Below are 14,201 nucleotides of genomic sequence, written 5' to 3' on the forward strand. Positions count from 1 at the left end.
TTCCCATAAGAAATTAGAATTACTCAATGAAATACCTCCTTAAAAAAATATATAATTAATTATAACATAAAACATTAGTAAAATAAAATGATAGTTATTAACAAGTTGTTAACAGAATGAAATCAACATGTTAATAAAAAACAAAGAATAACTTGTGAATTTGTTAAATAAGGTGTAAAAAAAGAAGAAATAAGATGATTTTCCTTAAATTTTACACAGATAGAAAAGTATATTTTTTAATAGTTTGAAAGTTTTTCACACACAATTCACACCTGTGAATAACTTTTTAGAGAGAAATTGTTAATAACTTGAAATTTTTGTTAATAACAGGTGAGAAAATAAAAGTTGAAGTTTTTAGAAAACTAATTATTAACAATGATATGTTAATAATTAAAGAAAAACTGTGGAAAACTTTATATAATTTATACTTAAATATTTTCTTATGAATTTTGTTTTATTTCCAGAAGAAATTAACAGCTATTTATATGTGAAAAACTTATACATCATTAACTTAATATAAAGAAAAATATTTGTTATAAATAGATAGATAAACGAGGAAAATTAAGGGGTTCGAGTTAATATATATTTTTTTTTAGAAAAAAAGAGGTTTTTGCTTGATTAATTATTTTAGATATGTTAAACTAATTCAGTTATTACATCTATCTAAGTAAAGAAAAGAAAACTCGAGGAGGACAAAATGAAACGTACGTATCAACCAAATAAAAGAAAACATTCAAAAGTACACGGATTTAGAGCTAGAATGAGCACTAAAAACGGAAGAAATGTATTAGCAAGACGTAGAGCTAAAGGAAGAAAAGTTCTTTCAGCTTAATTTTTGCCAAAAAGGTATCACGAAAGTGGTACCCTTTTTTTATTAATGAGTCCTAAAAAATAAGAAAGATAGTTGTAAAAATTTGAATAAACTGTTAAAATATTAGTGTTGAGAAAGGTTTTAAAATGAAAAAAGAATATAGAGTAAAAAGAAGTCAAGATTTTGATAATATAATAAGAAAAAAACAATCTTTTGCGAATAGACAGTTTGTTATTTATTATCAAAAAAATAATTTAGACCATATGCGTTTAGGAATTTCTGTTAGTAAAAAATTAGGAAAAGCCTTTGAACGCAATAAAATAAAAAGATATATACGTGAAACTTTTAAAACAAGAAAAGAATTTGTCAAAAACTATGATATAATAGTAATTGCTAGAGCTGGTGCTAAAGAGATGCCATTTTTAGAATTTGGTAGTAGCATCGATCATGTTTTAAAAAGATCAAAACTAATGAAAGAAAAGAGGAGTTAAAAATGGAAAAAGAGTATTATTATGTTGGAGTTACTGTAGATGAAGCTATACAAAAAGGATTAAAAGATTTAGCCTTATCAGAAGATGCAGTAAAAATTGAAGTAATCGAAGGTGGAAGTGCAGGTATTTTCGGTTTATTCAAAAAAGAAGCAAAAGTAAAATTAATTCCATTAGATGAAGAATACAGTAAAGAACAAGCTGTAGAATTAGCAAAAATAACAGAAGAAGTTAAAGAAGAGAAAGCAGTACAAAAAGAAGAAGTTGTTGTAGAAAAAGTAGAAGAACAAAAAGTTAAAAATGAAAAAACAACAACTACTGTGGAAGAATCTGTTGTAGAAGTAGAAGAACATGAAGAACCTGTAAAAAAAGCAAAAAGAGAAGATTACATCGTAAAAAATAAAGAACGTATCGTAAATTATTTACAAAATATCGTTGTTGCTATGGGGTATCCTGATGCTACTGTTGATTTTAGAGAAGATGGAAATCGTCATTTCACTTTAAATATTAAAACAGAAGAGAATACTAGTTTAATAATAGGTAAACGAGGAATTACTTTAAATAGTCTACAATTTTTAGTTAATAATTATGCTAAAAAATTCAGTTCACACTATTTCAGAATAGAAGTTGATTGTGATGATTACAGAGAAAATCGTAAAAAAACATTAGAAGACTTAGCGTTAAACCTAGCTAAAAAATCTAAAAAAATTGGAAAACCTGTAGAATTAGAACCTATGACAAGTGTTGAAAGAAAAATTATCCATAATGCCTTAACTGGAATTAAAAATGTAGAAACAGAATCACGCGGAGAAGAGCCGCATAGATATTTAGTTATTACAGCTAAATAGGAGGTCTAATGAAGTCAGTATTAATCGTTGATGATAGTTCTTATTATAGAAGTAGAGGTGCAGAAGTTGTAAGCCGTGCAGGATATGAATATTACTTTGCAGAAAACGGAGAACAAGCTGTGAGAATGTATAGAAGAATAAAACCATATTTTGTTACAATGGATATTTGTATGCCAATCATGGATGGTTTAGAAGCAACAAAGGAGATTTGTACGAAATTTCCTGGTGCAAAAGTACTTATCTGCAGTAGTGTCGGTCATGTGCCAGTGTATAAAAGACAAGCATTTGCTAATGGGGCATGCGGTGTACTACCAAAAGAATATGATTTAGATGATTTAGAATTCGCTATTTCAGAAATAGAGCTTATGAATGAAAAGGAGTGACTCAAAAATCGTGATTTCTTAAGAAACAAGATTTTCTAAAGTCCGCCTCGCACAGTTTATTAGATATCTAAGAAGCTTTTCCTAAGCGAAGTTAGACATAAAAAACTACTGCGTCTATAAGTTCTCATATGAATTTTGTTAAATTTTAGGATTTTCGGGTCAGCCGCTTTTCAATAAAATAACATAAAAATAAGTAGTTTGGAAATTAATCCAGGCTACTTATTTTTTAGCTCCCGGTAAGTTTATTAGACAGCAGATAAGCTTAAAAAATCACTGCATCTATGAGTATTTATATAAAATTTTAAAAACTTAGAACTTTTAAATATCTACTAACCCAGCATGTAAAAAATATTACAAAATGTAGTTTAGTCGTATATAGAGAAAAATTCAAAGGAATAGTGTATAATAAATAAGATATGAATTTTTAATTAATATAAAATTTTAAAGGAGTTTGAATAATGAGTGAAACAATTTGCGCTATATCGACTGCTCTTGGAGAAGGAGCTATAGGTATTGTTAGACTTAGTGGTGATGAAGCATTTAGTATTGCTGAAAAAATAGTAAGACTACCAAAAGGAAAAACTGTAGAGAGTCTAGAAAGTCACACTATAAATTATGGTAATGTAGTTGATCCAACTACTAATGAAAAAATAGAAGAAATTATGCTTGTAAAAATGGTAGGACCACGTACTTATACTACAGAAGATGTAATAGAGATTAACTGTCATGGTGGTATTGTAACGATTCAAAAAGTACTTGCACTTTGCTTGGAACATGGTGCTAGAATGGCTGAACCGGGAGAATTTACTAAACGTGCCTTTTTAAATGGACGTATCGATTTAACACAAGCAGAGGCTGTAATAGACTTTATTAAGAGTAAAACAGATGAGGCTAGTCAAATAGCAAATAACCAAATGCAAGGACGTTTATCGACGCTTATTAAACGTCTACGTGCTGAAATTTTAGATATATTAACAGTTGTTGAGGTAAATATCGATTATCCTGAATATGATGACCTAGAAATAGAAACGACAAAAACTATTCTTGAAAAATCAACAAGCATTAGAAACAGTTTAGAAAGTCTACTAGAAACATCAAAACAAGGGAAAATCATTAAAGAAGGAATAAATACAGCTATTATCGGAAGACCAAATGTTGGTAAGAGTTCACTGTTAAATAACCTATTACAAGAAAATAAAGCTATCGTAACTGATATAGCAGGAACTACTCGGGATGTTCTTGAAGAATACGTTAATATTAAAGGAGTACCGATTAAATTAATCGATACAGCTGGTATTCGTGAAACAGACGACATAGTAGAACAAATTGGGGTTAAACGTAGTAAAGAAGCACTAGAAAAAGCTGATTTAGTATTATTCTTATTAAACAGTAGTGAAGAATTAACTGAAGATGATAAAGAATTATTAAAATTAACTGAAGGAAAAACAACTATCGTAATATTAAACAAACTAGATTTAGAGACGAAAATTGATATTGTAGAAGTTGAAAAATTAGCGTACAACCATCCTATTATAAAAACATCTATGACAACATATAAAGGAATAGATGAACTAGAAAAAAATATCAGGGATTTATTCTTTGGTGGAGCTGCTCGTCCAAAAGATGCGACATATTTATCGAACACCCGTCAAATTAACCTTATTCAACGTGCTTTAACAAGCTTAAATGATGCTATCGGAGCTGCTGAATTAGGATTAGAAGTAGATATGGTCTTAATAGATTATACGAATACATTCAACCTATTAGGAGAAGTAATAGGAGAAAATTCTGGTGACGAGCTGATAAATGAATTATTCAGTAGATTCTGTTTAGGAAAATAAATAAATAAATTAGAAAAACACAAAAGAAATACTAAAATGTTTCACATGAAACAGCACTAGTTAGAAAAAATGTTTCACATGAAACAAAAAGGAGAAAAAAATGAAATGTATAAGTTTTAATGTCAATGGTCTAAGAGCGATCGTTGGTAAAAATTTCGAAGAAGATTTTAAACAATTAGATGCTGATTTTTTCTGTTTACAAGAGACAAAAATGCAAGCAGGACAGTTAGATTTACAATTCGATGGCTATTATAGCTATTTTAACTATGCTGAACGTAAGGGATACTCAGGAACAGCTATATATACTAAACACGAGCCATTAAATGTAACATATGGAATAGGAATCGATGAACACGATACAGAAGGTCGTGTAATTACCCTAGAATACGATAAATTCTTCTTTATTACAGTGTATACGCCGAACTCAGGTAGCGAGCTTAAGAAATTAGAATACCGTATGAGTTGGGAAGAAGATTTTAAAAACTATTTATTAGAATTAAATAAAACAAAAGGTGTCGTAGTTTGCGGAGATTTAAATGTAGCTCATACGGAAATAGATTTAAAAAATCCGAAATCAAACACTAAAAATGCAGGATTCACACCAGAAGAAAGAGAAAAATTTACGAAGTTATTAGATGCTGGATTTATCGATACATTTAGATATTACAATCCAGACTTAACAGGTGCTTACTCTTGGTGGAGTTATCGTTTTAATGCACGTAAAAACAATGCAGGATGGAGAATTGATTACTTCTTAGTAAGTCGTGACTTAGAAGAGTACTTAGAAAGTGCTGCTATTCACAATGAAATATTTGGTAGTGATCATTGTCCTGTAGAGCTTGTATTAAAAGACAATTTGTTGTAAAATATAATATGCGTTGTGGATAAATCCATAGCGTATATTTTTAATACACTAGACTTAAGTCTGATTAAAAAGTGTGTTGTAATCTAAAAAAAGCATAATAAAATAAGCGGAGGCGACTTAATTAGAATAAACTAAAATAATTAAGTTGTATCCGTTATTAATTTTAAGAAAAGAGGTAATTTATGGGACCAAAATTCTATATAGAAGACGTATATGATTGTGATTCACAATATTCTATTGATTATATAAAATTCGATGAATTAGGAAAAATAGATATTGTTAGAGAGACATATGGGCGAAATTATCTAGTAGAAAGAGATATACAGTTACCAATTTTTGAAACAGAAAGAGAGTATATAGATTACTTGGAAAAAGAAGACATAATAGATCCACATTTAGCAGAAGTTTTGCATTTATTTGAGGGGTATAAACCAGAATTAATAATAATGGATGAAATATCTTTAAATAATGCACTATTTATAGGCGATGCTAGAGGAGCTGAAAGAGCTACAGGTTTTAAAAACGCCTTTGAACTTCTTATGGAAGCAACCATGATTTGGGAATTTTCTGCTATAGATGCCCTTGAAAGTACTCTGCAGGTAATAAGAACCTTATTACGAAATAAAAAACATAGATATCAAGAAAATTTAATTAGAATAAAATAGTAGAAAAACATATTAAGAAAAAAAGAATTAGAACGTGTTTCAAAGATAATTAACGACAGACGTAAGTATTTTAAAGAACTAGGTATAAATCAATAGTAACATAGCTAGCCAAGAAAAGAAGATATAGAACAAAGGTCCTTTTTCTATAAAAAATCTGGTGTGATTGTTGGAATAGTCATGCTAATTACTTTTGATGAAGATTATGAGAATTACTCTATCTTTTGGGTAGAAAATAATAGTTATTTAACTATTCCCTGCGTTTCTACCGAAAAAACTTACAAAATCAAAACATCATTCGTGAATTTCTGCAAGCTATTCGCTTTTTTGCTAAGTCGAAAAACATAAAATTTCTAAGAATTCAAACTCATTTAGATAACAAAATAATAAGAAAATTTTTAAGTAGATTTGGATTTTCCAAAAGAGGAAACGTAAAATTACTTATAAGAAATAGTTTAGATGATAAAGAAAAATTACATGGGAATTAAAAGTAAACCAAAGAAAAAGTTTCATGTGAAACAAAAGTTTTAAAAAATTTAATCTAGTTTCACATGAAACAATATATAAGGAGAAAAAACGATGAAATTTTATTCTTACGAATACTTACAAAGTAAAATAGAACAAAATAATATAGTAGGAATTGTAATAGTAGGATTACTACTTTTAGTATTGTTGTTTAGTTTAATTAAGTATTATAAAAACAAACAAGATACAAAATATAGAGAGTTATCAATAATACTTGTATTAGGAACAATATTAGCAGTAACCATAGGTATAGGAAATTATCAAGACAAAGCTATTTCTTCAAATCAATATAGGAGTTCGGTACAATTTATTGAAAAAATAGCGAAGCATTTAAATATAGAAAAAACACGTATCTATATTAATAGTGAAGCATCAATAGAAAATTCATTCGTGAAAATTGATGATACATATTATAGAGTAATAAGTAGTGGTAAAAAAGATGATTATCTATTAGAAAAAATTGATTTAGTAAATCCAGTAGTAGAAAAAGTGGAGGTGAAAAAATAATGCAACTTTCATACGTTGATATAGCAATAAAATTAGCTTTAGGATTATTATCATTAGTATTTGTTATAAATGTATCAGGTAAAGGTAATTTAGCACCATCTTCAGCGAGTGATCAAGTACAAAACTATGTACTCGGTGGGATTATTGGTGGTGTTATTTATAATCCAGCAATATCAATTTTACAGTATATAAATATATTATTAATATGGGTTATTTTAGTACTTATTCAAAAATGGTTAAAAACTAATAATATGTTTTTCAAAAAGGTGGTAGATGGAGAACCGATTACTGTGGTGAAAAATGGGAAAATAGATGTTGAAGCTACAAGAAAGAGTGGTTTATCCGCGAATGATTTAGCTTTTAAACTTAGAAATCAGGGAATCTATAGTATAAAAAAAGTAAAAAGAGCAGTTTTAGAGCAAAATGGACAGTTAATCATAGTATTAGAAGGCGATGAGAATCCTAAGTATCCAATAATTACAGATGGTAACATTCAAATTAATACATTAGAATCAATGGATAAAACAGAAGACTGGCTAAAAGAAACTTTATTAGAAATGGGATATGAAGACACCTCTAAAATATTCCTAGCAGAATACGACAAAGGGAAATTACATATTGTAGAATACTAAAATAATAACATTATTAAACAATATTACGAGAACACCGCTAGAATATAAAATAGAAACAAAATATAAAAATAATAATATCCGTTAATATTATAAAAAAGAAAAGCAGGAAATTGAAAAAAATCAATTTTCTGCTTTTAAAAAACTATTTTTCAGCGTTAATAAAATCGAAAGAAGAATCTTCTTGGAATTTTTTAACAACATAAGAGCAAGTTGCGATAATTTTTTTGTTTTGTTCTTGCATATCTTTAACAAGAGCGTCTAATAGCTTACCTGCTACACCTTGACCACGAAGTGATGAATCGACAAAAGTGTGATCAGCAACAACTACATTAGGATTGCTAGTAGTAGAATAAGTAATTTCAGCAATTACTCTACCCTGTTCATCATATTTAACGAAACCATTATTTGTTTTAGTAAATTCCATATAAACCTCCTAGAATAATCATATAGTAATATGAGTTTTATTACTGTTATTATATCATAAAAAAAGAGGAAAAAGGTAAACAAATAAGAGTGAAAAATATTATACTTGACAAAAGTATATACGTAGGATATCCTAATGATAAAGGAGTTGATATTTATGAATCAAATTATTAATGAATACACAACATTATCACAATGGGGGAATTCAAAAGCTACAAGAATACCAACAAGTGTAAATATTGATGTTAATCAGAAGTTTTCAATTTCTATACAAGGAGAATCAATTGTGTTAACTCCAGAAGTGAAACAACCTAATACTATACATAAGTTGTTTTCTAATTGGAAGGATGATGGTATCCGTCACAAGGAACTGGACTGGGGAGAAATTAAAGGAAATGAAGGAAAGTATTAAAGTAGGAATAATATATTTTATTATCCTGTTAAAACAACGTTTCTCTACTATCTTCTCTTTTTTTATTACTCGTATAGTTATTATTTCACTTTATTCTATATTTCTCCTACTTTTCTTCGCTTTATATTATTATTTTGATATTTTTTTATTTTTTAATATTTTTCACCCTTTTTCTTTGTTTTTTGTCACTTCTTTTCTACTTTGTAATTTTCACATGGAAAAAAATAGAGTTTCTTAAATTAAAATAAATAATTCTATTGAAATTTTATTTATAAAAAAATAAATAAACTAAGATATTTTTATAAGTTTTTTTATTAAACATCTTATAGAAGAAAAATAAAACGTTTAAATTTTTTGAAAAAAGTTGTTGACAAATATAAAAAACAGGTGTACAATGATTTTAAATTTAATAACATAAACGTTGAAAAGATAAGTAGATTAATACGTAGCTAAAACAGAGAGTTGCTGGGTGGTGTGAAGTAACATGGTGAAGATTAGTTGAAAATGGTCTTAGAGTTTTGTTTATCTAATAGGTAAACACGTGAGTTGCACGATATAGCACACAGTATAAAAATGTACTGAATAAGGTACTAATCGCAAGGTTAGTATAAACTAGAGTGGTAACGCGAATTAAGATACTCGCCTCTATTGCATACGCAATAGGGGTGTTTTTTTATTACCTAAAACACAGAACTTATATAAACGTAGAAAAGAGGAAATATATTATGACAAGAAAATTTAGTTTTGAAACATTACAATTACACGCAGGACAAACAGTAGGAGACACAAAAGCAAGAGCTGTGCCTATTTATCAAACAACATCATTTGTTTTTGATGATACTCAAGATGCTGCAGATGCATTTGCATTGAGAAAAGCAAGTAATATTTACACTCGTATTACTAACCCAACTACAGCAGTCTTTGAAGAAAGAATTAATGCATTAGAAGGAGGAGTTGGTGCGTTAGCTGTAGCTTCAGGAATGGCGGCAATTACATATGTATTCTTAACTTTAGCTCACGCTGGAGATCATATCGTATCTTCTAAAAATGTTTATGGAGGGACGTATAACTTACTAAAACTTACGCTACCTCGTTATGGTGTAGAGTCAACTTTTGTTGATCCAGATAATTTTGAAGAAATTGAACAAGCAATTACTGATAAAACTAAAGTTCTATTTGTAGAAACTTTAGGAAACCCATTAGCAAATATTGCTGACTTAGAAAAATGGGCTGAGATTGCTCACAAACACAAAATTCCATTAGTAGTTGACAACACATTTGCTAGCCCATACTTAATCAATGCATTTAGCCATGGTGTAGATATTATTATTCACTCTGCGACTAAATTCATTGGAGGACACGGTACATCAATTGGTGGAGTTATCGTAGATAGTGGTAAGTTTGATTGGGAAGGTAGTGGAAAATTCCCTCAATTAGTTGATGAAGATCCAAGTTACCATAACTTAAGTTATACAAGAGATGTAGGAGCTGCGGCATTTATCACAAATGTAAGAACACAGTTATTACGTGATACAGGAGCAGCGTTATCACCGTTTAACGCATTCTTATTATTACAAGGTTTAGAAACATTATCTTTAAGAGTTGAACGCCACATCGAAAATACTCAAAAAGTTATAGACTTCCTAGCGAAACACCCTAAAGTAGCTTCAATAAACTACCCAGGATTAGAAGGAAATAAATACTATGAACTAGCTAAAAAATACCTGCCTAAAGGTAGTGGATCAATCTTCTCATTTGATGTAGTAGGAGGAGAAGAAGCTGCGCGTAAAGTTATTGATAGTTTAGAAATCTTCTCAAATTTAGCAAATGTAGCAGATGCGAAAAGTTTAGCTATTCACCCAGCGACAACGACTCACGGTCAATTAAGTCCAGAGGAATTACTATACACTGGAATTACTCCAGAGCAAATTAGATTATCAATCGGATTAGAAAATGCGGATGATTTAATTGAAGATTTACGTTTAGCATTAGAAAATATTTAATAGAGAAAAGTTTCACAAGAAACATTTAATTAAAATTATTAATATTTTATCAAATTTTGTGGATTAAGACAGAATTTTTAACACCCTTGACAGCCATTTATTTTAATACTAATACTTAAAAATATCTTAATCCACAATTTTCTCTTTTTGAATAGAGATTATTTAGAAGTACGAAATAGAAATAAAACAGTGTGGAAATTTCATGAAACTACTTTCTAGATAATCTCTATTTTTTGTAAAAAAATAACCTCGGATATATTTCTTATAGAATATATCATAAGAAGCCTGTTTATGATATAATTTTAGTAATAATAGTAACTAAGGGGTGAACATATGTATAAAGTGATGATAGTAGAAGACGATGAGATAATTTCTAATTCTATAGCTGGATATTTGCAAAAGTGGCAGTATGCTACGCATGAAGTTGTAGATTTTCAAAATGTAGTTAAGGAGTTTGTAGAGCAATCACCGGACTTAGTGTTAATGGATATCAATCTGCCTTACTTCGATGGTTATTATTTCTGTGAGGAGATTAGAAAATTGTCGAAAGTGCCGATAATTTTTATTTCATCTGCGAATGATGATATGAATATTGTTATGGCTATGAATATCGGTGCCGATGATTTTATAGAAAAACCATTTAAGTTAGTTGTCCTAAAGGCAAAAATTGAAGCATTACTACGACGCGTTTATAATTTTAGTGGTTCTTCGAATCTTGTAGTGTATAAGGATGTAATTTTTGATATGAGCCGTGATGAGGTGAAATACCAAGATAATCACGTAGAATTAACTAAAAATGAGAGTAAAATTCTTACAGTATTATTAGAAAACAGAGAAAAAATAGTAACAAGAGAAGAAATAATTACCGCTTTGTGGCAAAGTGATAACTTTATCGATGAAAATACTTTGTCTGTTAATATAAATCGACTTCGTGCAAAATTAAAAAGTATAGGAATAGATGAATTTATTACAACTAAAAAAGGTAAAGGATATATCGTCTAATGGAAATATTAAAAAGTTATTTAAAGAAAAACACGAAAACTTATATTTTATTTGTAGTTTTTATTGCCATATTTTTCTTTATGTTTTATTTATATAATTTGCCACTAGAAGCTCTAATTTATACAGGAAGTCTATGTTTTTTAGCGGGTCTTATTGGGAACGCGATGGATTTTATTAATTACAGAAAGAGTTATAAAAAATTAAAATTTCTAGAGAAAAACATAATTAATGATCGTGAAGATTTACCGAAGAGTTTGGATATTAGGATTGATTATTACCATAAAATTATAGAGAAATTATATAGAGAGTTAGAGAACGAAACTCAAAAGAATAAACAAAAAAACACAGATATGGTTGATTATTATAGTATGTGGGTTCATCAGATAAAAACGCCGATTGCTGCGATGAATTTTCTATTAGATAATGAAGAAGTAGATCAAAAAAACTTACAGCAAGAATTGTTTAAAATAGAACGTTATGTTGAGATGGTTCTGACGTATATAAGATTAGATAGCACGTCATCAGATTACGTTATAACTAAGATTAATCTTGATGAAGTTGTGAAAGATAGTGTGAAAAAATATGCGACTATATTCATTAACAAAAAAATAAAATTAAACTATGTTTCACATGAAACAATGGTAATTAGTGATAAAAAATGGTTAGGTTTTGCCTTCGAACAAATACTAGGTAATAGTGTGAAGTACTCTAGCACTGGTGGAGAAATTACTATAGAAACCTATGAAAATAGACTTGTTATAGAAGATAAAGGGATAGGAATCAAAGAAGAAGATTTACCTCGAATTTTCGAAAAAGGTTTTACAGGTTTTAATGGAAGATATGAAAAAAAATCGAGTGGCTTAGGTTTGTATTTATGTAAAAAAACTTTAGATAAACTAGGACATCATATTGAAATTTCTTCAAAAGTAGGCGAAGGAACTAGAGTAGAAATAACATTTCCGAAAGAAGATACTTTGAGGGATTAGGTGAAAAATAAATCAACAAGGAATCCTCTTGAGAGTTAAATTATGAATTTAACTTTTGAGGGGATTTTTTATTTTAAGTGAGACTAGATATAAAGTGATAAATTCCAAATATAAGTTAGCTATAAACCTGACAAAATTTACTTGCTGGGGAGTGACTCAAAAGTTATAAATTTTTAAAAAAGTGAATACTATAACGCATAGATGCAGTGGTATATTAGATATCTACAAAGCCACTATATATATTATAATATAAATGAAATTATTTTCTAACTAATAAAACGAATTATCTGAAAACTATCTTGTTTAAGTTAATTTTATTTGATAGAATAATAGTAAAATATAAGGAGGGAAAAGATGAAGCAGTATTTAAAGAAAAGATATTTAGAAAATAGTTTGTTGCTTTTACTAATTATTTTTGGAGGAGCATGTAAGGTTGTCGCTGCGTATTTTATAGGGGATGGATTTAACGAATTAATTAAGTCGAATACCGATGGCTTTTTCTATAATATAGCCTATGCGGGTATCGTGTTTTTATTATATTTAGTTTCTATTTATATAAAAATTCCGTATGAAAACTATGTAGTGCAGAAAATGATAACTGATATTCGATGCGATGTCATTGATGCAATTTCTAAAAATAACTATGCTAATTTCAATAAGAAAAATAGCGGTGACTACATATCATGGCTTAGTAATGATTTGATGATTGTTGAGGAGAAAGGATTTGGTAATTTTTATCAAAGTATTACAGCGATAATAGAGACGCTTTTAGCTATAGTTGGACTATTTGCATTCCACTGGTCGATTATCGTCTTTTCTATAGTAATGAGTGTTCTTACATTAGTTTTACCAGCTCTTGCGCAAAAATCTATTCAGAATAAAGCTCAGAGATATTCAGGTTCGCTAGAAAAATTAATAAGTAAAAATACAAATTACTTACAGGGATTCGATAGTTTACTATCTTTCAATAAATTAGGAATTTTGAAAAAAATCGTAGCAAGTTCTTCTAATGAAGTACTAAAAGAATCTGTGTCTCTAAGAAAAAGTGTCGGTTTAGCTGGAGTTCTAGGTGGTTTAGGTAACTTAGTAGGGCAAGTTGGTGTAGTATTACTAACGGGAATACTAGCGCTAAAAAATATTGTCGGCTTTGGATCTATTCTGACGGTAGAATCACTAACATCAACGATTTTTAATTCAGTAGGAAATATTATGAATATTACTGTAGAGTTGAATATCGTAGTGCCAATCTTTGAGAAATTCGAGAAATTCAAAGAAGAGGCTAAGGTAATTAATGACAAAGATACTGGCAAAAAATTATTAAATGAAGAAATTGAAACTATAGAATTAGAAGATGTTTCTTATAAATATGAAGAGAAAAGTATATTAAAAAACATTTCGTATTCATTTAATAAATATGGTAAATATGCTATTGTTGGAGAAAGTGGTAGTGGGAAATCTACATTGTTAAAACTATTGACCGGAAGAATAGAAAATTACGAAGGTGCAATTAAATTTAACGGAGAAGAACTAGAGGGAATTAGTAAGTATAGCCTGTATGATAAGATGCTATATATTCCGCAAGAACCGTATATTTTTACAGAAAGTCTAAGGTTTAACATAACGCTAGGTGATGATTATGCTGATGAAAAAGTTAAAGATGTGTTGGAAAGTGTAGGATTAGATGAGTTTTTAGCAAGTCTTGAGGACGGTTTAGATACAGAACTTGTAGAAGGAGGTAAGAATTTATCAGGTGGTCAAAAACAAAGAATAGCCCTAGCTCGTGGAATTATTAGAGAGAAAAAAGTAGTGCTGT

The 14,201-nt window shown here is 29.0% G+C and carries 15 protein-coding genes and 1 other annotated feature; of the genes, 14 read left to right on the forward strand and 1 reads right to left on the reverse strand.

Annotated elements, in window-relative coordinates; genetic code table 11:
• The first annotated feature begins 697 nt into the window (after nucleotides 1–697).
• The 9 genes from rpmH (at nucleotide 698) to RWQ73_RS06580 (ending at nucleotide 7,562) form a co-directional block, all read left to right on the forward strand.
• A complete protein-coding gene (rpmH, locus tag RWQ73_RS06540) occupies nucleotides 698–832 on the forward strand; it encodes a 50S ribosomal protein L34 (protein WP_003144116.1) in 135 nt (44 codons plus the stop codon).
• 125 nt (nucleotides 833–957) lie between these two features.
• The gene (gene rnpA / locus RWQ73_RS06545; protein ID WP_314407485.1) at nucleotides 958–1,302 is read left to right on the forward strand and encodes a ribonuclease P protein component; all 345 of its coding nucleotides are present in this window, start codon (nucleotides 958–960) and stop codon (nucleotides 1,300–1,302) included.
• A gap of 2 nt (nucleotides 1,303–1,304) precedes the next feature.
• A complete protein-coding gene (gene jag / locus RWQ73_RS06550; protein WP_314407487.1) occupies nucleotides 1,305–2,147 on the forward strand; it encodes an RNA-binding cell elongation regulator Jag/EloR in 843 nt (280 codons plus the stop codon).
• Nucleotides 2,148–2,155: 8 nt separating this feature from the next.
• Nucleotides 2,156–2,530, forward strand: coding sequence for a response regulator (locus RWQ73_RS06555; protein WP_314407489.1), 375 nt, complete (start codon nucleotides 2,156–2,158; stop codon nucleotides 2,528–2,530).
• Nucleotides 2,531–2,988: 458 nt separating this feature from the next.
• Nucleotides 2,989–4,371, forward strand: coding sequence for a tRNA uridine-5-carboxymethylaminomethyl(34) synthesis GTPase MnmE (gene mnmE / locus RWQ73_RS06560; RefSeq protein WP_399541115.1), 1,383 nt, complete (start codon nucleotides 2,989–2,991; stop codon nucleotides 4,369–4,371).
• Between the two features lie 100 nt (nucleotides 4,372–4,471).
• A complete protein-coding gene (locus RWQ73_RS06565) occupies nucleotides 4,472–5,236 on the forward strand; it encodes an exodeoxyribonuclease III (RefSeq protein WP_314407490.1) in 765 nt (254 codons plus the stop codon).
• A gap of 182 nt (nucleotides 5,237–5,418) precedes the next feature.
• Nucleotides 5,419–5,901, forward strand: coding sequence for a hypothetical protein (locus RWQ73_RS06570; RefSeq protein ID WP_314407491.1), 483 nt, complete (start codon nucleotides 5,419–5,421; stop codon nucleotides 5,899–5,901).
• Nucleotides 5,902–6,477: 576 nt separating this feature from the next.
• Nucleotides 6,478–6,930 (forward strand): DUF3290 family protein, encoded by a 453-nt coding sequence (locus RWQ73_RS06575; protein WP_314407492.1) that lies wholly within the window; start codon nucleotides 6,478–6,480, stop codon nucleotides 6,928–6,930.
• Nucleotides 6,930–7,562 (forward strand): DUF421 domain-containing protein, encoded by a 633-nt coding sequence (locus RWQ73_RS06580; RefSeq protein ID WP_314407493.1) that lies wholly within the window; start codon nucleotides 6,930–6,932, stop codon nucleotides 7,560–7,562. The genes RWQ73_RS06575 and RWQ73_RS06580 overlap by 1 nt, the downstream gene beginning before the upstream one ends.
• Before the next feature lie 142 nt (nucleotides 7,563–7,704).
• Here RWQ73_RS06580 and RWQ73_RS06585 read toward each other — a convergent pair whose 3' ends face one another.
• A complete protein-coding gene (locus RWQ73_RS06585) occupies nucleotides 7,705–7,986 on the reverse strand; it encodes a GNAT family N-acetyltransferase (RefSeq protein ID WP_314087060.1) in 282 nt (93 codons plus the stop codon).
• Nucleotides 7,987–8,142: 156 nt separating this feature from the next.
• Here RWQ73_RS06585 and RWQ73_RS06590 point away from each other — a divergent pair, with 156 nt between their 5' ends.
• The 5 genes from RWQ73_RS06590 to RWQ73_RS06610 all read left to right on the forward strand — a co-directional run.
• The gene (locus tag RWQ73_RS06590; RefSeq protein WP_314407494.1) at nucleotides 8,143–8,397 is read left to right on the forward strand and encodes a PbsX family transcriptional regulator; all 255 of its coding nucleotides are present in this window, start codon (nucleotides 8,143–8,145) and stop codon (nucleotides 8,395–8,397) included.
• 412 nt (nucleotides 8,398–8,809) lie between these two features.
• Nucleotides 8,810–9,047: a binding site (T-box leader), on the forward strand.
• A gap of 75 nt (nucleotides 9,048–9,122) precedes the next feature.
• Nucleotides 9,123–10,400 carry an O-acetylhomoserine aminocarboxypropyltransferase/cysteine synthase family protein gene (locus RWQ73_RS06595; RefSeq protein WP_314407496.1) on the forward strand — a complete coding sequence of 426 codons (1,278 nt, stop codon included), beginning with the start codon at nucleotides 9,123–9,125 and terminating at the stop codon, nucleotides 10,398–10,400.
• Between the two features lie 333 nt (nucleotides 10,401–10,733).
• Complete coding sequence (locus RWQ73_RS06600) at nucleotides 10,734–11,402, forward strand: response regulator transcription factor (protein WP_314407497.1); 669 nt, start codon at nucleotides 10,734–10,736, stop codon at nucleotides 11,400–11,402.
• Nucleotides 11,402–12,388 carry a sensor histidine kinase gene (locus tag RWQ73_RS06605; protein ID WP_314407498.1) on the forward strand — a complete coding sequence of 329 codons (987 nt, stop codon included), beginning with the start codon at nucleotides 11,402–11,404 and terminating at the stop codon, nucleotides 12,386–12,388. Before RWQ73_RS06600 ends, RWQ73_RS06605 begins: the two co-directional genes overlap by 1 nt.
• A 354-nt stretch (nucleotides 12,389–12,742) precedes the next feature.
• A partial coding sequence (locus tag RWQ73_RS06610) for an ABC transporter ATP-binding protein (RefSeq protein ID WP_314407499.1) occupies nucleotides 12,743–14,201 on the forward strand: 1,459 nt, incomplete at its 3' end.

Origin of the sequence: uncultured Gemella sp., assembly GCF_963525875.1 — a bacterium.
In the GTDB taxonomy this organism is placed as follows: Bacteria; Bacillota; Bacilli; order Staphylococcales; family Gemellaceae; genus Gemella.

Coding starts and splice junctions, on each gene's coding strand:
- rpmH (WP_003144116.1), top strand. CDS start 698: ATGAAACGTACGTATCAACCAAATAAAAGAAAACATTCAAAAGTACAC.
- rnpA (WP_314407485.1), top strand. CDS start 958: ATGAAAAAAGAATATAGAGTAAAAAGAAGTCAAGATTTTGATAATATA.
- jag (WP_314407487.1), top strand. CDS start 1,305: ATGGAAAAAGAGTATTATTATGTTGGAGTTACTGTAGATGAAGCTATA.
- RWQ73_RS06555 (WP_314407489.1), top strand. CDS start 2,156: ATGAAGTCAGTATTAATCGTTGATGATAGTTCTTATTATAGAAGTAGA.
- mnmE (WP_399541115.1), top strand. CDS start 2,989: ATGAGTGAAACAATTTGCGCTATATCGACTGCTCTTGGAGAAGGAGCT.
- RWQ73_RS06565 (WP_314407490.1), top strand. CDS start 4,472: ATGAAATGTATAAGTTTTAATGTCAATGGTCTAAGAGCGATCGTTGGT.
- RWQ73_RS06570 (WP_314407491.1), top strand. CDS start 5,419: ATGGGACCAAAATTCTATATAGAAGACGTATATGATTGTGATTCACAA.
- RWQ73_RS06575 (WP_314407492.1), top strand. CDS start 6,478: ATGAAATTTTATTCTTACGAATACTTACAAAGTAAAATAGAACAAAAT.
- RWQ73_RS06580 (WP_314407493.1), top strand. CDS start 6,930: ATGCAACTTTCATACGTTGATATAGCAATAAAATTAGCTTTAGGATTA.
- RWQ73_RS06585 (WP_314087060.1), bottom strand. CDS start 7,986: ATGGAATTTACTAAAACAAATAATGGTTTCGTTAAATATGATGAACAG.
- RWQ73_RS06590 (WP_314407494.1), top strand. CDS start 8,143: ATGAATCAAATTATTAATGAATACACAACATTATCACAATGGGGGAAT.
- RWQ73_RS06595 (WP_314407496.1), top strand. CDS start 9,123: ATGACAAGAAAATTTAGTTTTGAAACATTACAATTACACGCAGGACAA.
- RWQ73_RS06600 (WP_314407497.1), top strand. CDS start 10,734: ATGTATAAAGTGATGATAGTAGAAGACGATGAGATAATTTCTAATTCT.
- RWQ73_RS06605 (WP_314407498.1), top strand. CDS start 11,402: ATGGAAATATTAAAAAGTTATTTAAAGAAAAACACGAAAACTTATATT.